General features: G+C 63.9%; 17 protein-coding genes. 16 read left to right on the top strand and 1 reads right to left on the bottom strand.

Going from position 1 to position 19569, the window contains the following annotated elements; all coding sequences use genetic code 11:
* The first annotated feature begins 68 nt into the window (after window positions 1-68).
* From glyA to BTW07_RS16270, 7 genes are all read left to right on the top strand, one after another.
* The gene (gene glyA / locus BTW07_RS16300) at window positions 69-1331 is read left to right on the top strand and encodes a serine hydroxymethyltransferase (protein WP_075571234.1); all 1263 of its coding nucleotides are present in this window, start codon (window positions 69-71) and stop codon (window positions 1329-1331) included.
* Window positions 1332-1555: 224 nt separating this feature from the next.
* Entirely contained in the window at window positions 1556-2341 is a 786-nt protein-coding gene (locus BTW07_RS16295; protein WP_075571292.1) for a FadR/GntR family transcriptional regulator, read from the top strand.
* 49 nt (window positions 2342-2390) lie between these two features.
* Complete coding sequence (gene dgoD / locus BTW07_RS16290) at window positions 2391-3539, top strand: galactonate dehydratase (RefSeq protein ID WP_075571233.1); 1149 nt, start codon at window positions 2391-2393, stop codon at window positions 3537-3539.
* 10 nt (window positions 3540-3549) lie between these two features.
* Window positions 3550-4236, top strand: a complete 687-nt coding sequence (locus BTW07_RS16285; protein ID WP_075571232.1) for a 2-dehydro-3-deoxy-6-phosphogalactonate aldolase — start codon at window positions 3550-3552, stop codon at window positions 4234-4236.
* Window positions 4233-5150 (top strand): 2-dehydro-3-deoxygalactonokinase, encoded by a 918-nt coding sequence (locus tag BTW07_RS16280; protein ID WP_083941956.1) that lies wholly within the window; start codon window positions 4233-4235, stop codon window positions 5148-5150. Before BTW07_RS16285 ends, BTW07_RS16280 begins: the two co-directional genes overlap by 4 nt.
* A 221-nt stretch (window positions 5151-5371) precedes the next feature.
* On the top strand, window positions 5372-6238 hold the full coding sequence (locus BTW07_RS16275) for an HAD-IIB family hydrolase (RefSeq protein ID WP_075571231.1): 867 nt from the start codon (window positions 5372-5374) through the stop codon (window positions 6236-6238).
* A gap of 86 nt (window positions 6239-6324) precedes the next feature.
* A complete protein-coding gene (locus tag BTW07_RS16270; protein WP_075571230.1) occupies window positions 6325-7545 on the top strand; it encodes a glycosyltransferase family protein in 1221 nt (406 codons plus the stop codon).
* 163 nt (window positions 7546-7708) lie between these two features.
* Here BTW07_RS16270 and BTW07_RS16265 read toward each other — a convergent pair whose 3' ends face one another.
* The gene (locus BTW07_RS16265; RefSeq protein ID WP_075571229.1) at window positions 7709-9529 is read right to left on the bottom strand and encodes a sugar phosphorylase; all 1821 of its coding nucleotides are present in this window, start codon (window positions 9527-9529) and stop codon (window positions 7709-7711) included.
* 347 nt (window positions 9530-9876) lie between these two features.
* Between BTW07_RS16265 and nrdR the strand changes: the two genes are divergently transcribed.
* The 9 genes from nrdR to lon all read left to right on the top strand — a co-directional run bounded on the left by nrdR (window position 9877) and on the right by lon (window position 19527).
* On the top strand, window positions 9877-10365 hold the full coding sequence (nrdR, locus tag BTW07_RS16260; protein ID WP_075571228.1) for a transcriptional regulator NrdR: 489 nt from the start codon (window positions 9877-9879) through the stop codon (window positions 10363-10365).
* Between the two features lie 58 nt (window positions 10366-10423).
* Window positions 10424-11593 carry a bifunctional diaminohydroxyphosphoribosylaminopyrimidine deaminase/5-amino-6-(5-phosphoribosylamino)uracil reductase RibD gene (gene ribD, locus BTW07_RS16255; RefSeq protein WP_075571227.1) on the top strand — a complete coding sequence of 390 codons (1170 nt, stop codon included), beginning with the start codon at window positions 10424-10426 and terminating at the stop codon, window positions 11591-11593.
* A gap of 186 nt (window positions 11594-11779) precedes the next feature.
* A complete protein-coding gene (gene ribBA / locus BTW07_RS16250) occupies window positions 11780-12913 on the top strand; it encodes a bifunctional 3,4-dihydroxy-2-butanone-4-phosphate synthase/GTP cyclohydrolase II (protein WP_075571226.1) in 1134 nt (377 codons plus the stop codon).
* A 169-nt stretch (window positions 12914-13082) separates the two neighbouring features.
* The gene (gene ribH, locus BTW07_RS16245; RefSeq protein WP_075571225.1) at window positions 13083-13565 is read left to right on the top strand and encodes a 6,7-dimethyl-8-ribityllumazine synthase; all 483 of its coding nucleotides are present in this window, start codon (window positions 13083-13085) and stop codon (window positions 13563-13565) included.
* Window positions 13562-14062 (top strand): transcription antitermination factor NusB, encoded by a 501-nt coding sequence (gene nusB / locus BTW07_RS16240; RefSeq protein ID WP_075571224.1) that lies wholly within the window; start codon window positions 13562-13564, stop codon window positions 14060-14062. Before ribH ends, nusB begins: the two co-directional genes overlap by 4 nt.
* Window position 14063: 1 nt before the next feature.
* On the top strand, window positions 14064-15035 hold the full coding sequence (thiL, locus tag BTW07_RS16235; protein WP_075571223.1) for a thiamine-phosphate kinase: 972 nt from the start codon (window positions 14064-14066) through the stop codon (window positions 15033-15035).
* On the top strand, window positions 15032-15505 hold the full coding sequence (locus BTW07_RS16230; protein WP_075571222.1) for a phosphatidylglycerophosphatase A family protein: 474 nt from the start codon (window positions 15032-15034) through the stop codon (window positions 15503-15505). The genes thiL and BTW07_RS16230 overlap by 4 nt, the downstream gene beginning before the upstream one ends.
* A 60-nt stretch (window positions 15506-15565) precedes the next feature.
* On the top strand, window positions 15566-16891 hold the full coding sequence (locus tag BTW07_RS16225; RefSeq protein ID WP_075571221.1) for a DUF945 family protein: 1326 nt from the start codon (window positions 15566-15568) through the stop codon (window positions 16889-16891).
* A gap of 146 nt (window positions 16892-17037) precedes the next feature.
* Entirely contained in the window at window positions 17038-19527 is a 2490-nt protein-coding gene (gene lon, locus BTW07_RS16220) for an endopeptidase La (protein WP_075571220.1), read from the top strand.
* Window positions 19528-19569: the final 42 nt, after the last annotated feature.

Here is a 19569-nt window from a genome sequence, read left to right as displayed (position 1 = left end):
TCGAGCCGCCGGATGCCGGACTTGCGCCGGTGGCAGTCGAACCATCCCCGAGCCGAGGATACCCGTCGATGTTCACCCGAGAGATGCAGGTTGCCGGATTCGATGACGCCCTCTGGGACGCGATGCAGCAGGAAGTCGTGCGCCAGGAAGCCCATATCGAGCTGATCGCTTCCGAGAACTACGCCAGCCCACGCGTGATGCAGGCCCAGGGCACGCAGCTGACCAACAAGTACGCGGAAGGCTATCCCGGCAAGCGCTACTACGGTGGCTGCGAGCACGTCGATGTGGTCGAGCAGTTGGCGATCGACTATGCCAAGGAGCTGTTTGGCGCCACCTACGCCAACGTTCAGCCACACTCCGGTTCTCAGGCCAACGGCGCGGTATTCCAGGCGCTGGTCAAGCCGGGCGACACCGTGTTGGGGATGAGCCTGGATGCCGGCGGTCACCTGACCCACGGTGCCAGGCCGAGCTTCTCGGGCAAGCACTACAACGCCATTCAGTACGGCATCGACGAAAGCGGCCGGATCGATTACGACGAAGTCGCCAAGCTGGCGCGCGAGCATCAGCCGAAGATGATCATCGCCGGCTTCTCCGCCTATTCGCAGATCATCGACTGGTCCAGGTTCCGCGAGATTGCCGATGAAGTCGGCGCGTTTCTGCTGGTCGACATGGCGCATGTCGCCGGTCTGGTCGCGGCAGGCGTCTATCCGAGTCCGCTGCCTCACGCTCACGTGGTCACCACGACCACGCACAAGACGCTGCGTGGTCCCCGCGGCGGTCTCATCCTGTCGGCCGAGAACGATGCCGACATCGAGAAGAAACTGCAGTCCGCCGTTTTCCCGGGCGGACAGGGCGGCCCGCTGATGCACGTCATCGCGGCCAAGGCGATCTGCTTCAAGGAGGCGATGGACCCCGGGTTCAAGACCTATCAGCAACAGGTGGTCAAGAATGCCCAGGCGATGGCCGGCGTGTTCATCGAACGCGGCTACGAGGTGGTCTCCGGCGGTACCGAAGACCATCTGTTCCTGCTGTCGCTGGTCAAGCAGGGTCTGACGGGCAAGGATGCCGACGCCGCTTTGGGTCGCGCTCACATCACCGTCAACAAGAACGCTGTGCCGGGCGACCCGCAGAGCCCGTTCGTGACGTCCGGTCTGCGTATCGGCACGCCGGCGGTGACGACTCGCGGCTTCGGTGAAACGGAATGCCGGGATCTGGCCGGCTGGATCTGCGACATTCTCGATGCCATGCAGGCGGGCGACTCCAGCCGGACGGAAGCCGAGGTCAAGACCCTGGTCGAAACCGTCTGCGCGCGCCTGCCGGTCTATCGTTGACCGTCAGGTTCGGCTCACGACGCCCCTCCTCGGAGGGGCGTCGTCGTTCTGGTCCCCGATGAGCGCTCGAGACACGATCTCGCCATGCCTGCGCCTTCGTCTGCGTATTTCGATATCAAGCCTTCTACGACTTTAGTCTTGGTCATGACCATGGTCTAAGAGCCAACGCGCCTGTCTTGCGAGAAGCTATGTCGGACATAAGCGCCACTGAGTTGAACATCGCCATGGCAGCAGATTCTCCTGTGACCGGTTCTTGCTCCGCCCCCAGAGTGGATATCGCCGAAGCTCTCGCCGAGGCTGTGTTCAGTGGCGACTATGCGATCGGCGCCACGATTCCGCGGGAGGTCGACCTCTGTGTGCGCTTCGGCGTCAGTCGGAGTACGGTTCGCAGCGCGCTGCAAAAACTGGTCAATGCCGGCCTGCTGGTGCGCGTCTCCGGCCAGGGTACCCGGGTCTGCGAGCTGTCGGCCTGGCATCTGCTCGATCCCCAGGTCAGCGCGTGGATGGCACGTTATGCCAAGCCCAACCCGCGGCTGCAGCGGGAAGTCTTCGCCTTCCGGGTGGCCGTCGAACCGTTCGTGGCCGGCCTGGCAGCGACCCACGCCACGGCTTCGGATCTGCTCGCCATCGAGACCGCCTACGAAGGCATGATCCGGGCGCTCGAACAGGCCGATCTGCGCTGGCAGGGCCACACGCATGACGACTACGACGTCGCCTTCCACGAAGCGATATTCGCGGCGTCCCATAATCTTATCTGGGCACAGATCAGCCACGTGCTCAAGCCCGCAATCGCGCTGATCGTCGAACGTTCCAACCATAGCGCCAAAGCGCTCGACGACAGCATGGCGCGCCATCTGAGGATGATGGAGGCGATCCGTCTGCGCCAGCCCGAAACGGCTGTGCAGGCGGCGCTTGCGGTGCTGGAACGGACCAGCCGCGATCTCGGCATGGAAGATCTGATGGCGAATCCGCCCTCCATCATGCTGCCGCTGCCGACACAAGCTCGCTAGCGTACTGGCGTTTCCCGGAATCGACTGAACTGAAAGCAACAGGTGATCCATGAAAATTACGCAACTCAAGACCTGGCAAGTACCGCCGCGCTGGCTGTTTCTCAAGATCGAGACCGACGAGGGCTGCTATGGCTGGGGCGAACCCGTGGTCGAGGGGCGTGCGGCCACCGTCGAGGCGGCGGTACATGAACTTTCCGATTATCTGATCGGTCAGGACCCGCATCGCATCGAACACTTGTGGAACATCATGTATCGCGCCGGTTTCTATCGCGGCGGCCCGATCCTGATGAGTGCCATTGCCGGCATCGATCAGGCGCTTTGGGATCTCAAGGGGCGTGATCTCGGCGTGCCGGTGCATCAGTTGCTGGGCGGTGCCTGTCGCGACAGGATGCGGATGTACGCGTGGACCGGCGGCGACAAGCCCAGCGACGTCGGCGCCGGTGCCAAGGCACTGGTCGAGCAGGGCTTTACCGCGTTCAAGATGAACGGCACCGCCGAGATGGCGATCGTCGATTCTCACGCCAAGGTCGACGAGGCGATCGCGCGTGTTGCCGAGGCCCGCGATGCGGTGGGTTCGGATGTCGGCATCGGTATCGATTTCCATGGTCGCGTGCATCGACCGATGGCCAAGGCCCTGCTGCGGGAGCTCGAACCGTATCACCCGATGTTCGTCGAAGAGCCGGTGCTGCCGGAGCATCTGCCGAGTCTCAAGCACATCGCCGGCGGCCTTGGATACCCCATCGCCACCGGCGAGCGGCTGCACACGCGTTATCAGTTCCGTGATCTGCTCGTCGAAGGGATGGTCGATATCGTCCAGCCTGATCTGTCTCACTGCGGCGGCATCAGCGAAGGGATGAAGATCGCGACGCTCGCCTCCTGTTTCGATGTCGCGCTGGCGCCGCACTGCCCGCTGGGCCCGTTGACGCTGGCCGCGTCGCTGCACGTGGATGCGGTCAACCACAACGCCTTCATCCAGGAGCAGAGCATGGGGATCCACTACAATCGGGACAACGACGTGCTCGATTATCTGGTGGACAAGAACGCGCTGGCGATCGAGGACGGTTTCTGTGCGATTCCCCAGGGGCCGGGACTGGGTGTGGAGATCGACGAGGCTTTCGTCGAGGAGCGCTCCAAGGTCGGTCACCGCTGGCGCAACCCCGTCTGGACCCATGAAGATGGTTCCGTCGCGGAGTGGTAAAGGAGACAACATGAACGAGACACGCAAGTTCGCACTGGAAACGGCGCTGCGCGAGCGGCCGCTGGTGGCCATTCTGCGCGGGATCACGCCGGAAGAGATCGATGCGGTATTCGACGCGCTGGTGACGGCAGGCTTCAAGCTGATCGAGATCCCGCTCAACTCGCCACGGGCCTGGGACAGTATTGCCGCCATCGCCGGGCGTTGCCCGGATGACGTGGTGATCGGCGCCGGTACGGTACTCGACCCCGCCCATGCCGAGCGGTTGGCCGATCTCGACGCACCGCTCCTGATCACGCCCAATACCGACCCGGAAGTGATTCGCGCCGGTGTCGAATACGGCCTGGCGCCGATGATCGGCTGCATGACGCCGAGCGAGGCGCTGGCGGCGGCCAAGGCTGGGGCCACGGCGCTCAAGCTATTTCCGGCGGCCCGTCTGGGGACCGGCTATTTCAAGGATATCAACGCGATCCTGCCCAAGGGTTTGCCGGTGCTGGCGGTCGGCGGCATCGATCAGAGCAACATGAGCGAGTGGCATGCCCATGGCGTGGCTGGCTTCGGGTTTGGCAGCAATCTCTACAAGCCGGGACGCAGCGCCGACGAAGTCGGACGGATTGCCGCTGAACTGGTCGAGGAGTGGCAGCGGCTGAGCGAGGTCGCCCACTATGCCGATCAGCTGGAACGCGAGGCCGATGCATGAGCGGCAACACGCCCGATCGCCTGATCGTCATCGACTGGGGGACCAGCAATTTTCGCGCGTTTCTGGTCGATACGGCCAGCGGCGACGTGCTGGATAGCCGGCGCTCGGCTTCCGGCCTGCGCGCGCTGAGCCAGAGCGAGTTCCCGCACTATTGTGCGTCGCAGACCGACGATTGGCGCGAAGGCGGTCGGGTTCCGATCTATCTCGCCGGAATGGTGGGGTCGGCGCGGGGCTGGCACGAGGCGCCGCAGCTGGAGCTGCCGGTGACGGCTGCCGATCTGGCGAACAATGTGGTGGCCGCGCCGGGGCTCGATAACGTCTGGATCGTGCCGGGCGTCAAGCAGGTCATGCCCGAGCATGTCGACGTGATGCGCGGCGAGGAGGTCCAGGCGTTCGGCGCGCTGGCGCTGGCTGGCACCGACAGCGGCGATTGCTGCCTGCCGGGTACGCACAGCAAGTGGGCGCGTCTCGACGCTGGCCGCATGGTCGAATTCACCACCGTGATGACCGGCGAGCTCTATCACGCCGTGCGCTTTCACACCCTCCCGGGAGAGCCTGCCCGCGACGAGTCGCCGTTCGACGAGGCCGCATTCCGGCTGGGTATTTCCCGGGCCGGTCGCCCCGGTGGCGTGATGCATGCGCTGTTCGAAGCGCGCAGTCGTCATCTCTATGCAGGGCTGGAAGCGGGGCAGGTGGGCAGTTTTCTGTCGGGCGTGCTGATCGGTGAGGAAGTCCGTGCCATGCGCGAGGCTCGCCCCGGGCTCGACACGGTGCGTTTGATCGGCGCCGCGTCGCTGCGCGAGAGTTACACCATTGCGCTGGATTCGGCCGGCATCCGGATCGAGGCGATAGACAGCGACCGGGCCACGCTGGCCGGCGTCGCCGCGATCGCGGCACGTCATGGCCAGCGCTGACGGTCAGCGTGCCACAGTGACGCATGGCGCTCGCGTCGATGCACCAAAAGCATGCATTAGCGGCTGCAAAGCGGCCCGGAATCGCCGCCGACGGCCCGAGGCTTCCCCGAATGCCTCGGGCCGTCGTGTTTGGCATGATCCGTGCTACCTTCATCTATGCGACTGCTGACCGGCAGCCGATCGTGTACGACTTGAAGAGGTGATGCCATGCAGGTGATGCAATGACACAGCCGGCCCTGAACAAACCTCCCCTGTTGGTGTTTACCGATCTCGATGGATCGCTGCTGGATCACGACACCTACAACTGGCAGCCGGCGGCAGCGTGGCTTTCGCGCCTCGAACGCCAAGCGATCCCGGTCATCCCCACCACCAGCAAGACGCGCACCGAACTGCTCGCCTTGCGTCAGGAGCTGGGCCTCGAGCACACGCCGTTCATTGCCGAGAACGGCGCCGTCATCGGCCTGCCGCCATCGTGGCAGCATGCGCGACTGGATCGCGACCCTGCGTCTCCGGACGGTCTGGTGGTCAAGACCCCGAGCATGGACGTGGACTATATCCGCAGACGCCTGGACGTGGTGCGTGAACGTCACGGTCTGCGCTTTCGTCGCATGGGCGAAATGGCGTTGGCCGAGGTGCGGGAGCTCACCGGGCTCAGCACCGCCGGCGCCGAACAGGCCATGGCTCGGGAAGGTAGCGAGCCGCTGGTATGGGAAGACGACGACGCCAGGCTGCAGGCACTGCATGAGACACTTCGGGCAGATGGCCTGCGGCTGACCCGAGGCGGGCGCTTCTGGCATGTGATGGGCGCGGTCGACAAGGGCCAGGCATCGGACTGGCTGGTCGCGCGATTCGAAGCGCTGCGGGGCTATCGTCCGCAGACGATCGGGCTGGGCGACGGTCCCAACGATCTGGCGCTGCTGGCTGCCACCGACATGGCGGTCGTCATCGCCGCGAATCATGGTCAACCCATGCCGCTGGAGGGTTCGCGGATCTATCGAACCCGGGCGCCAGGGCCGGCCGGCTGGTCGGAAGGCGTCTCTCACTGGCTCACCCGGGAGCTGGGGTGGTCCGGTGATCTGGAGGATTAAGAGAGAGTCCCGGCGGCTATCTTTGGAGAGTCCCGACAACAGGCGTCAAGGACCGACGCCAGACGACAACATCACGAGGGCGGCTCATGAGTGACTTTTATCAGAACGGTATCGTTACCAACTTTCATAACCTCACGCGTCGCTCGGTGGAAGCGCTGGAGACCGATCTCAAGCAGTTCTCGCGCAGCCGGCCGATGGGGTTGATCCTGCCGTCGCTCTACTCCGAACTGGAAGGACCGGCGCTCTCGCATATCGTCGACGAGCTGTGCAAGGTGCCTTATCTCAGCGAGATCGTCATCGGTCTCGATAGGGCCGATCGCGAACAGTTCCTCAAGGCGCGCGAGTTCTTCTCGCGCCTGCCGCAACATCACCGCATTCTCTGGAACGACGGCCCGCGTCTTCAGGCCCTTCACCAGGAGCTGGCCCAGGAAAATCTGGCTCCCCAGGAGCCGGGCAAAGGCTGCAACGTCTGGTACTGCTCCGGCTACGTGCGCGCGTCCGGCAAGGCCGAGTCGGTGGCGCTGCACGATTGCGATATCGTCACCTACGATCGGGGGCTACTGGCACGGTTGATCTATCCGGTGGCCAATCCGCGTTTCCATTACGAGTTCTGCAAGGGTTACTACTCGCGGATTGCCTCCGGCAAGCTCAACGGCCGCGTGGCCCGGCTGATGGTCACGCCGCTGATCCGGGCCTTCAAGATGATCTACGGCCCGCTGCCTTATCTGGACTATCTCGATAGCTTCCGCTACCCGATCTCGGGAGAGTTCTCGATGCGTGCCGATGTGCTCGACGGCATTCGCATCCCCAGCGACTGGGGTCTGGAGATTGGCGTACTCTCCGAGGTGCATCGCAACTTCTCGACCAAGCGGCTGTGTCAGGTCGATATCGCCGATGCCTACGATCACAAGCACCAGCCGGTCTCGGAAGATGATCCGGCGGGCGGGCTGAATCGCATGAGCATGGATATCGCCAAGGCGATGTATCGCAAGCTGGCGACGCTCGGGGTGGAAATGAGCGTCGAAAGCTTCCGCACCGTCAAGGCGACCTACTATCGCGTGGCGCTGGATCTGATCGAAGCCTACGACCACGATGCGGCCATGAACGGGCTGAAGCTCGATCGTCACAGCGAGGAGGCGGCGGTGGAGCTCTTCGCCGACAACATCATGCAGGCCGGTGCGGCGTTCTTCGAGTCGCCGCGCGACAAGCCGTTCATCCCTAGCTGGAATCGGGTGCAGGCTGCCATCCCCGATCTGCAGGATCGACTCTACGAGGCGGTCGAGCTGGACAACAGCGGCGACGTCTGATCGTCACTGCTACCGAATCCGGTGATCGAACGGCGGTGCGGGCGGGGAAGCGCGGGGCGGACCTCTTCGCTCGCGCGATCCGTCTCCGCCAGTGGTCTCTCCGCGCATCTCCCCGATCCGTCTTCCGATCCGGCTCTTCATTCCAGCCCGGCTCTTCCATCCGTCAGGGCTGTACCAGCCACAGGCTGCGGTAAGGGCGCAGAATGTCGCGTTCGTCGGGATGCGGACTCCAGCGCTTGCCGTCCTTGAGGACGTCGTACCAATCACCGTCGTTGAGCTCGTCGATCTTCAGCGGCTGGCGGGTGTCGCTGATGTTGTAGATCGCCAGCAGGCGTCGGCCATTGGCCAACGGTCCGCGTTCGATGGCGAAGATGCCCGCTGGCGTATCGAGTACGCGCTGGGCGGCTTCGGGATGGAAACAGGGTTCGCTGGCGCGGATGTTGAGCCGTCGTTTCAGCGACGTGAACGCCTCGCGGGTCGGCGTGCTGCGGCTGTCTATCAGCTCGTCCAGCTCTTCCTTGGGCCAGCGACGGCGATTGATCGAGCGCAGCTTGCCGCTGCGCTCGACCCCGCCGTGGTCATTGAGCGTCGCGGTCAAGCTGTGGAAATAGACGCCGGGGATGCCCTGCAGTGCCAGCATCAGGTTCTGGCTGCACAGGAAGCGTTCGACCTGCCAGGCATCGGCGCCTCGCCGGGTGCCTTTCATGGCGTCATAGTAGGTGATGTTGATTTCGTAGGGCGAGTCGCTGCCATCGGCGTTGGTTTTCATGCTGACGTAGCCGCCGAAGCGGTGCATCAGTTCGAGCATGATGTCGAGCTCGTGGGCTGGCAGCAGACCTTCGAGCGCTCGGACGCCGATACCGTCGTGACTGGCGGTGAAGTTGAAATAGGTACAACCCGGTGGCAGCGCAGGCAGGCTTCTTGCCCATTCGCTCAACGTCGTCGCATCGCCGCTGGTCAGCGTGTGCACGAGCAGGGGCGGCAGCGTGAACTGGTAGATCATGTGCGCTTCGTCGGGCATCGCGGCCGGATCTACGTCGTGGTCCTGACGTTCGCGATCCTGACGTTCGCGATCCGGGCGCAGACGATCAAGGCCGAAGTAGCTCATGTTCTCCTGATGCGGCACGTTGGTCTCGGTGATCAGCAGGGTGCCCGGTGCCATGAAATCCAGAATGGCTCGCAGCAGGCGCACGATGGCATGCGTCTGGGGGAGATGGACGCAGCGGGTGCCGACCTCCTTCCACAGGTAAGTGATGGCGTCGAGACGAATGAGACGCGCGCCCTGCTGGACGTAGTAGAGCAGGATGCCGATGAACTCGAGCAGGACATCGGGATTGGCGAAGTTGAGATCGATCTGGTCCTCGGAGAACGTCGCCCACAGATGGCGGGTGCCGCGGCGTGTGGATACCGGCACCAGCAGCGGCGAATTGCGTGGCCGGGTGACCTGCGAGAGGTCCGTCTCCGGATCCATCTCGATGAAGTAATCCCGCCCTGGCTGGGTCCCGGAGAGATAGTCGATGAACCACAGCGAATCGCGTGAGACGTGGTTGATGACCAGGTCGACCATCAGATCCACCCGCGACGCGAGCCGCCGGACGTCCTGCCAGTCGCCGAGTTTGGGGTTCACTTCGCGATAGTGGATCACCGAGAACCCGTCGTCGCTGCTCCACGGAAAGAACGGCAGGACATGCAGGCCGCTGAACGTGCCGTTGAGACGGGTGGCGAGAAAATCGTCCAGCACTTCCAGCGGCGGACGCTCGCCATCGGTGATGGTATCGCCGTAAGTGATCAGGATCTGGTCACGCTCGCTCCACGTTGGCCGAGGCAAACTGTCCAGTGCGCTGCGATGGTGCATGAGTAGCGTCATCAGACGGCGCATGACCTCATCACGGCGGGGGCCGTACACCTCTTCCAGGCGGGCGCTCGCGCGCTCGATGAAGGCGTCTTCGGAAAGCGCTGGATAATTCGCGGCACGGCTGGGCATGGAGAGAGGTTCCTGATTCAGCGGTTGGCATACGCGACGGCGTGCGTATCGAGACATTGTCGTGACGGACTTGTTGTCGTGACGGATTGTCTATTGTGAATGACCGTCACATTATCCTTGCAGAAGTTGGGCCAACATGAAAACCGCTGCAGTTTTTCGGCGTATTTCCGCTATGTTGCCCAAACCGTTACACTATCCATCGTTCATTTGACACCGTCCTGTCGTGCATGTGACACGGTCCTGGCGTGCATTTGACGCCGTTACCCCGTTCACTCGATCCGTCATCTCGTTCTTTCAACAATAGCGGCGGTTCTGCCAATCGCCCACGCTGACAGGTAGCCCCGACGATGCATTGCCCTTTCTGCGGTACGCACGATACCAAGGTGACCGATTCCCGCCTGGTGGCCGAGGGGGATCAAGTGCGTCGCCGCCGCCAGTGCGCCGAATGTGGCGAGCGCTTCACGACGTACGAGACCGCCGAGCTGGTGATGCCGCGCGTGGTCAAGTCCGACGGCTCGCGAGAAAGCTTCGACGAGCAGAAGATGCGTGCCGGAATGGCGCGGGCCCTGGAGAAGCGCCCGGTCAGCGTGGAATCCTTCGAGGCGGCCGTGGAGCGAATTCGCCAGCGGCTGCGGGCCAGAGGCGAGCGGGAAGTCGAGGCGCGTGAGGTGGGTGAAGAGGTGATGGGAACCCTCCAGCGGCTCGATCACGTGGCTTACATCCGTTTCGCCTCGGTCTACCGCCGTTTCCAGGATCTCGACGAATTTCGTGCCGAGATCGACCGATTGTCCCAGGAGCCGACGTTATCGTCGGGTGACGAGGACAATCCGCGCTGAATCGGCGCTTTCGTTCCGGTTTCGTTGTCAGACCATCCGTCGTTTCGAGCGAGTCGCCATGTCTGCTGCCAGTTCCGAATGTCTTTCCCCCGCCGCCTGCATGCATCGGGCGATTCGGCTCGCCTGGCGCGGGCAATATACCTGCGACCCCAATCCGCGAGTCGGCTGCGTGCTGGTCAAGGAGGGGCAGATCGTCGGCGAGGGCTTCCATGCACGTGCCGGCGAGGCGCATGCCGAAATTCACGCGCTGCGGAAGGCAGGGGAGGCCGCCCGAGGTGCGACGGTGTATGTCACGCTGGAGCCCTGTTCGCACACCGGGCTTACCGGCCCTTGCAGCCAGGCGCTGATCGACGCCGGCGTGGCGAAGGTGGTCGCGGCCATGGAGGATCCCAATCCAAAGGTGTCCGGTCGCGGTTTCGCGATGCTGCGCGAGGCGGGTATCGCAGTCGAGGTCGGCCTGCTCGAGGAGCAAGCGCGCCTTCTCAATCCCGGTTTCATCCGGCGCATGCGCGAGGGGCTGCCGCGCGTCACCTTGAAGATGGCGATGAGTCTCGATGGACGGACGGCCATGTCAGACGGTGAATCCCAATGGATCACCGGGCCTGCCGCCCGGCAGCAAGTGCAACGTCTGCGAGCGGCATCCAGCGCGGTACTGGCCGGGGTGGAATCGGTCATCTTCGACGACTCCCGGCTGACCGTTCGCGCCGGCCAGCTGGGGCTCGATGATGCCGAGGCGATCGCCCGGCGTCAGCCTCTCAGAGTGATCCTCGACAGCCAGCTGCGGTTGCCGCTGGCGGCGGCGTGCCTGAGCGAACCGGGTCGCACGCTGGTCTGCACGATCCAGCCGGAGATGAGCGAACGTCGGCGCAAGCTCGAAGCGGCGGGTGCCGAAGTGTTGGTCATGCCGGCCAACGCTGAAGGGCGTGTCGAGTTCACGGGTGTGCTGCGCTATCTGGCCACTCGCGAGGGGTGCAACGAGGTGCTGGTCGAGACCGGTGCGACCCTGGCCGGGGCCTTGCTGGAAGCGGACTGCGTCGACCGGCTCGAGCTGTTCATGGCGCCGACGCTGCTGGGTAGCGAGGCACGTCCGCTGTTCGCCTTGCCGGGCCTGGCGACGATGAGCCAGCAGCGCCGATTGCAGATCGACGAGATCCGCGCGGTGGGCGAGGACTGGCGCATTTCGGCACGGCCGGTCACTGCTGCGGCGCGGCAGGAGCAGAGCCGGTGACGCTTGCAGCGGGCGCAAGCGCTTCGCGTGCGGGTCCGTGTCGCGGCCATCCGACAGTAGCGTCCGCGTCTCGCGACAGGTAGGCTGTGCCGCATCGAGCCTGCTGGCCTCCAGCGGCCGGCGGGTTGCGTGGCATTCCCGTAGACGTGGTTTCAGCAGACGGCAGTTTCCGTGGACGAATCAGCAATGACGACAGCGCAATCGAGCCAGCTGGCCAGCATCGACGTTCTGGTCGAAGAGATTCGACAGGGCAGGATGGTCATCCTGATGGATGACGAAGATCGCGAGAACGAAGGCGATATCATCATGGCGGCCGAGTGCGTCGAGGCCGACCATATCAACTTCATGGCACGTCATGCCCGAGGCCTGATCTGCCAGCCGATGTCGAAAGCGCGCTGCCAGCAGTTGAAGCTGCCGCTGATGGTCAGCGACAACGGCTCCGGCTACGGCACCAAGTTCACCGTCTCCATCGAGGCGGCCAGCGGTGTTTCCACCGGCATTTCCGCGGCGGATCGCGCGCTCACCGTGCGTGCCGCGGCGGCGCGTGGCGCGAGGCCGGAAGATATCGTCCAGCCTGGGCATATCTTTCCGCTGATGGCGGAACCGGGTGGCGTTCTGCGCCGGGCCGGCCATACCGAAGCGGCCTGCGATCTGGCCGCCATGGCCGGTTTCGAGGCGACCGGCGTGATCTGCGAGATCATGAACGACGACGGCAGCATGGCGCGGCGGCCGGAACTCGAACGCTTCGCCGCCGAGCACGACATCAAGATCGGCACCATTGCCGATCTGATTCACTACCGCATGCTCAACGAGCGCACCGTCGACGCCGTCGAGCAGACACCAGTGGCAACCGCGTTCGGCGATATGACCCTGCATGTCTTCCACGACACCATTCAGGATCGGCATCACCTGGCGCTGGTCAAGGGCAAGCCCCAACACGCCACGCCGACGACGGTGCGGGTGCATGGCGGCGACACGCTTCGCGACCTGCTTGCGCTGTGTCGTGCCGATAGCCACTGGACGGCCCACACTGCACTGGCCGAGATCGGTCGGGCCGACGCCGGCGTCTTCGTGCTGCTCGACGATGCGCGCCCCCAGGGGGACTTCAAGCAACAGCTCGACGTGCTGATGGGGCGCCGCGCTTCGCCACGATCCAGCGCTTCCGACGGCTCGGGAAATTTCCTGTCGATCGGTACGGGGGCGCAGATTCTGCGTCAGCTCGGGGTCGGCAAGATGCGACTGTTGAGTTCGCCGTGGCGCTTCTCGGCCCTCTCCGGTTTCGACCTGGAAGTGGTCGAACTGGTCAGCGGCGACGCCTGAGCAAGAGTCAGCCAAGCCTCTGCGGGCATGGTAAGGCTGCGCGGCCATGGTAAGATGGCCGGCTTCGCGCGCCGAGCGCTAGGTTCTGGCGCCGGCCAATCAGACTGTTTTTATCGCGTCCAGATTCGAATTCATGACGAATCTGGCGCCGTGTATCCGGAACCCGACAATGCAACCGATCGCTCAACTGGAAGGTCAGTTCACCGATGTCGATTGCCGTTACGCCATCGTCGTGGGCCGTTTCAATCATCATGTCGTCGACAGCCTCGTGGAAGGCGCCGTCGACAGTCTGACGCGGCACGGCGTCAGTGAAGAGAACATCGAGCTGATCCATGTCCCCGGCGCCTGGGAACTGCCGTTGGCGGTCAAGCGCGTACTGCAGGTGTCCCGCCCCGATGCCGTCATCGCGCTGGGTGCGGTGATTCGTGGCGGCACGCCACATTTCGAGTACGTCGCCGGAAACTGCAATTCATCGTTGAGCAGTCTGCAGCTGGCGTTCGATACACCGATCGCCAACGGCGTGCTGACGGTCAACTCGATCGACCAGGCCATCGAACGTGCTGGCACCAAGGCGGGCAACAAGGGCACCGAAGCGGCCATGGCGGCAATGGAAATGGTATCGCTGTTCAAGCGACTGGGAGGCGAGGCATGAGTTCACCGACACGACAGCCGACGCCGGCTCAGGAGTCGCGCCGCGCGGCTCGCGAACTGGCCGTCCAGGGTCTCTATCAGTGGCAGATGACCGGCAAGTCGATCACTGCCGTCGAGGCCGAATTCCGCTCCCAGATCGCCGATGACGATCTCGAGGATCACGAAAACTGGCACAAGGTGATGGAGATTGCCGACAAGGCGCTCTTCCATGATCTGCTTCACAACACCGCCAGTCAGCGCGCCGAACTGGATGCCGCCATCGCACCGTTGCTCGATCGGCGTCTGGAGGATCTCGATCGGATCGAGCTGGCGATTCTGCGGCTCGGTACCTACGAACTCTCTCACCGCCCCGAAGTTCCCTACCGGGCCGTCATCAACGAAGGCGTCGAGCTGGCCAAGATATTCGGCGCCACCGATGGCCACAAATACGTCAACGGCATCCTCGATAAGCTCGCCTCGCGGCTGCGGGGCGCCGAGGTCGCTGCTCGCCGTCGTTGACATGGATCGCGTCTCGTTGAGCGAGTTCGAGCTGATCGCTCGCTATCTGTCGCGGCCTGCGGCCGCCGAGCGGGGCGATGTCGTCGTCGGCAATGGCGATGACTGTGCCGTGCTCGCGCCGTCTCCCGGCCATCAGCTGGCGATCAGCGTCGACACCTCCGTCGTCGATGTCCATTTTCCCCACGACGCGCCGCCGGCGGCCATCGGCCATCGGTCGCTGGCCGTCGCCCTGAGCGATCTCGCGGCGATGGGCGCCAGAGCGCGCTGGTGTTGCATGGCGCTGACGCTGCCGGCGGCCAACGCCGAGTGGCTCGCGGCTTTCGCCGAAGGTTTCCGGGCGCTGGCTGCCCGCAGCGGCTGCGAGCTGATCGGCGGCGACGTGACCCGCGGTCCGCTGACGATCGGCGTCACGGTCCACGGCGAGCTGCCGGCCGGCCAGGCGTTGCGGCGAAGTGGCGCGCGTAAAGGGGATCTGATCGCCGTGACCGGTTATCCCGGCCGCGCCGTCGCCGGGCTTGCCCGCTGGCAGCGCGGCGAGCGCGAGTCGGGGCACCCGTTGCTCGAGGCCTATCTGCGTCCGGAGCCTCGCCTGGCCGCGGGGGAGGCGCTGCGCGGCCTGGCCAGTAGCGCCATCGACATCTCGGACGGTCTGCTGTCGGATCTTCGGCACGTGCTGATGGCCTCGGGGCTGGGAGCCAGGATCGATATCGACGCATTGCCGCTGGCCACACCACTGCGTGCCTCACTCGATCTGGACGAGGTTCGGGAACAGGTGCTCAATGGCGGCGATGATTACGAACTGCTGGTGACGCTGGCGGCGTCGGATCTTGCCGAGGCCCAGCGTCGCCTGGCGCCGCTCCATCTGCCGTTGACGCCCATCGGGCGAATCATCGAAGGCGAGGGCATCGAGGGAGTTCCGCCGCGTCATCTCGGACGCAGCGGGTGGGACCATTTTCCGGAGATCGCCTCATGAATCGGGCGCCCGCGAGTGTATGGCGTCGACCGACGCATTTCCTGGCCTTCGGGCTGGGCAGTGGTGCGGTGCCGTTTGCGCCCGGAACCTTCGGCACTCTGGCGGCGATTCCGTTCTACTGGCTGTTGTCGGGACTGCCGCTGACCATCTACATGGGCGTGATGGGCGTGGCCACGCTGGTCGGCATCTGGCTCTGCGAGACGACGTCCCGCGACCTCGGCGTCCACGACCACTCGGGGATCGTCTGGGATGAATTCGTCGGCTATTGGCTGACCATGGCGGCCGTGCCGTTTTCCTGGGAAGCCGCGCTGTGGGGTTTCGTGGTGTTTCGTATCTTCGACATCCTCAAGCCGTGGCCGATTCGCTGGGTCGACCGTCGGGTTGCCGGCGGTATCGGCATCATGTTCGACGATATTCTCGCCGGCGTGTATGCCTGGAGCACGATGCACCTGTGGTTCTGGTTGCACTGAACGCACGCTGGCGTCGTTTGAAGACGCCCGTCAAAAAAATGATTGTCGAGGGATCAGAGAATGCGCAAGTGGGTTGGCGTGGTCGGCGGGATCGTGATTGTCGCAGCGGCGGGTTATCTCGGCGCTCAAGCCTATTCGAGCCAGCGCTTCGACAGCGAGATCGACGAGCTGGTCTCGCGACTCGATGCCAGCCCCGATTGGCAGGTATCGCGTGATGATGTCGACAGCGGCTGGTTCCATTCCAGCGGTCGCATCGAAGCGCGCTATCTGGAGGCGGCTCAGAATACTGATCCCGTCGTCGTCGAAGTCCCTTACGAAGCGAGTCATGGCCTGCTCGAAACGACGCTGAACGGCGAGGTCCAGATCCGAGGCAGCGAGGGCGAAGCGCTGTTCGGAGAAGTGATCGAAAGCGAAGGCCCGGTGACCTGGACCGGACGTTTCCTGACCCGCGAGCAGAAGTTGCAAGCCCATTTTATGCTGCCGAGCTTCTCCCAGACCGTCAGCGTGCCGGCGCAGCAAGTCGCCGGAGAGACGACCGCTCCGCGCGACATGCAGCTGGATTTCGCCGGGCTGACGCTCGATCTCGAGCAGGTAGACGACAAGGTGACCTTCAACGGCGAGGCGCCACGCCTGCAGATGGCCGACGATCAGGCCGATATTCTGGTCGAGGGAACCTCGCTCTCCGGCGCGTTCGAGGGCAACGAGAAAGCGTTCCATCAGGCGATGTCGCTGACCATCCCCACCACCACCGTCACGCCCAATGGCAACCCCGCGGTGGTTTCCAAGGATGTCAGTTATGCAGTGGAAGCCACGCTCGATGCCGAGCAACTGGCGATGCAGCTGCAGATGAAGATGGGCGAGACGCGAGTGCAGGATCAGTCGGTCTTCGACGGCGGCTTTGCGTTGACGCTGGATCACGTCGATGGCGATGCTTATCGCTCGCTGGTGGCCGCGCTGGACGAGCATCTGACCGATATCCAGAGCGCCATCGACGCCGACGACGATCAGCAGCTCCAGTCGGCGCTGCAGCCGCTGCGGCCATCGATCAAGGCGGTGCTGGCAGGATCGCCGCACCTCTCGCTGGATAGCCTGACCGCCAACAGCCCGGTGCTGGGAATGAAGATGCGGGGCAGCGGCGAGCTCGGCATCGACGGTGACGGCATCGAGAGCTGGGATCTCGATACGATGAACGTCGAAACGCTACAGCGCGTACTCCTGCCGCGGCTGGAAGGACGCCTCACCCTCGAAGGCGCGCCGGCAATGATGCTGATGGCACTGGGCCTGCCGATGAGTCGCGATCCGTTGCAGGTCGAACTGGCGGATGGTGTGCTCCAACTCAACGGCCAACGGATGCCGTTGCTGCCGCCGACGTCCGCGTCGGAGTGACGACTGCGCCATCTCAACCGGGCCGAGCCGCCGCGTTCGGCCCGTCGATTTATTCCCCGATCCCGCGCTCACGACTTGAACTCCGGCCTCGGTGCCCGCATCCCTAGGTCATTCGGCCAGCACTGGCCACGAACTCAGGGTGAATAATGAGCGATCATAATCGGGATTCCGCGGACGACTTCGACACCGTCCAGAACGCGTTCGAGACTCACCGTCACTCGTCCGAGGCCGGTCAGGATTCGTCCGATGGCCAGAATTCCGCCGACCACGATCAACACGCGTCACAGTCGACCAGTGGTGCCGTCGTTCCCTCAGGCGATTCTCTGCCGGAGCGGATCTATCTTCTCCCCATCCACAATCGACCTTTTTTCCCGGCCCAGGTACAGCCGCTGATCATTCAGCGTCAGCGCTGGGAAGAGACCATGAAACGCGTCGGCAACACGCCCCACCACATGGTGGGAGTGGCGTTCGTGGGCGACGTGAGCATGGAAGCGCTGAGTCCGGACAGTTTTCCCGAGATCGGGACGGCGGTGAAGGTGCATCGTCACCAGAGCGAAGAGCAGCAGATCCAGTTCATCGCCCAGGGCGTACGGCGTTTCCGCATTCACCGCTGGCTGTCGAAGACGCCGCCGTATCTGGTCGAGGTCTCCTACCCGCGGGAGCCGGTCGATGCCGAGGCCGAGGAAGCTCGCGCCTATGCGATGTCGCTGATCAACGGCATCAAGGAACTGCTGCCGATCAACCCGCTTTACGGCGAGGAGCTGAAAAGCTATCTCAACCGGTTCAGCCCGCATGAGCCGGGCCCGCTGACCGATTTCGCCGCGGCCATTACCTCGGCCAAGGGGCGCGAGCTGCAGAGCGTTCTCGAGACGTTGCCGATCATGGATCGGATGCAGAAGGTGTTGCCGCTGCTGCGCAAGGAGATCGAGGTCGCGCAGCTGCAGAACCAGATCAGCGAGCAGGTCAATTCGCAAATGCAGGAGCGCCAGCGCGAGTTTTTCCTGCGTGAGCAGCTCAAGGTGATCCAGAAAGAACTGGGTATATCGAAAGACGATCGCGAGAGCGATGTCGATACCTTTCGCGACCGGCTCGAAAGCCTGCAGGTGCCGGAGCGGGTACAGGGCCGAATCGACGACGAACTCGGCAAGCTGTCGGTGCTGGAGACAGGCTCGCCAGAATATGGCACCACGCGCAACTATCTCGACTGGCTGACCTCGCTGCCCTGGGGCATCACTTCCGAGGATCAGCTCGACCTCAAGCGCGCCCGAGGCGTGCTCGATCGAGATCACGACGGTCTCGGCGACGTCAAGGAACGGATCATCGAGTTCCTGGCCGAAGGGTCGTTCAAGGGCGACGTGGGCGGTTCGATCGTGCTGCTCGTCGGCCCGCCGGGGGTGGGCAAGACTTCGGTCGGGCGCTCGATTGCCGATGCCCTGGGCCGCAAGTTCTATCGCTTCTCGGTCGGTGGCATGCGCGACGAAGCCGAGATCAAGGGCCATCGCCGGACCTATATCGGCGCCATGCCGGGCAAGCTGGTGCAGGCGCTCAAGGAGGTCGAGGTCGAGAATCCGGTGATCATGCTCGACGAGATCGACAAGATGGGCCAGTCGTTTCAGGGCGACCCGGCCTCGGCGCTGCTCGAGGTGCTGGATCCCGAGCAGAACGTCGATTTCCTCGATCACTATCTCGACGTACGCCTGGATCTCTCCAAGGTGCTGTTCGTGTGTACGGCCAACCAGCTCGACACCATTCCACCGGCGCTGCTCGACCGCATGGAGCAGATCCGGCTCTCCGGCTACATCGCCGAGGAAAAGGTCGCGATCGCCAAGCATCACCTGTGGCCGAAGCTGTTGAAGCGGGACCGCATTCCCAAGAAGCGCATCAATCTGACGGACGCGGCGCTGAAGCAGGTGATCGAGGGCTATGCGCGTGAGGCCGGCGTGCGTCAGCTGGAGAAACAGCTGCATCGAATCGTGCGCAAGGCGGCGGTCAAGATGCTCGAGCAGCATCAGGAGACGGTCAAGGTTTCGGTCAACAACCTGGAAGAGTTCCTTGGCGCCCCCTTGTTCCGCAAGGAGAAAGTGCTCAAGGGCGTGGGCGTGGTCACCGGATTGGCCTGGACGGCGATGGGCGGAGCGACCTTGCCGATCGAGGCTACCAAGGTCCATGCGCTGACCCGCGGCTTCAAGCTGACCGGCAAGCTGGGCGAGGTGATGCAGGAGTCCGCCAATATCGCCTACAGCTACACGCTGGGGCATCTGGGCGAGTACGGTGCCGATGCGGATTTCTTCAACGAGGCTTTCGTCCACCTCCACGTGCCGGAAGGCGCGACGCCGAAGGACGGGCCCTCGGCAGGCGTCACCATGACAACCGCCCTGATGTCGCTGGCGAAAAACCAGAACATCGATCGGCCGCTGGCAATGACCGGCGAACTGACGCTGACCGGGCAGGTGCTGCCGGTCGGGGGTATTCGCGAGAAGGTGATCGCCGCACGTCGCAGCGAGATCTTCGAGCTGATCCTGCCGGAGGCCAATCAGCGCGACTACAATGAGTTGCCGGACTATCTCAAGGCGGGAATGACCGTGCATTTCGCCCAGGTCTATCGGGATGTCGCCAAGGTCGTGTTCGGCCGCTGAGACGCCCAGCTCTTGCATCATGTTACGCTGATGGACGAGGCC

This window comes from Salinicola socius, assembly GCF_001937195.1.
Classification (GTDB): Bacteria; Pseudomonadota; Gammaproteobacteria; order Pseudomonadales; family Halomonadaceae; genus Salinicola; species Salinicola socius.
Note: the sequence above shows the minus strand (reverse complement) of the source record. Positions and strands in the feature narration are given on the sequence as shown.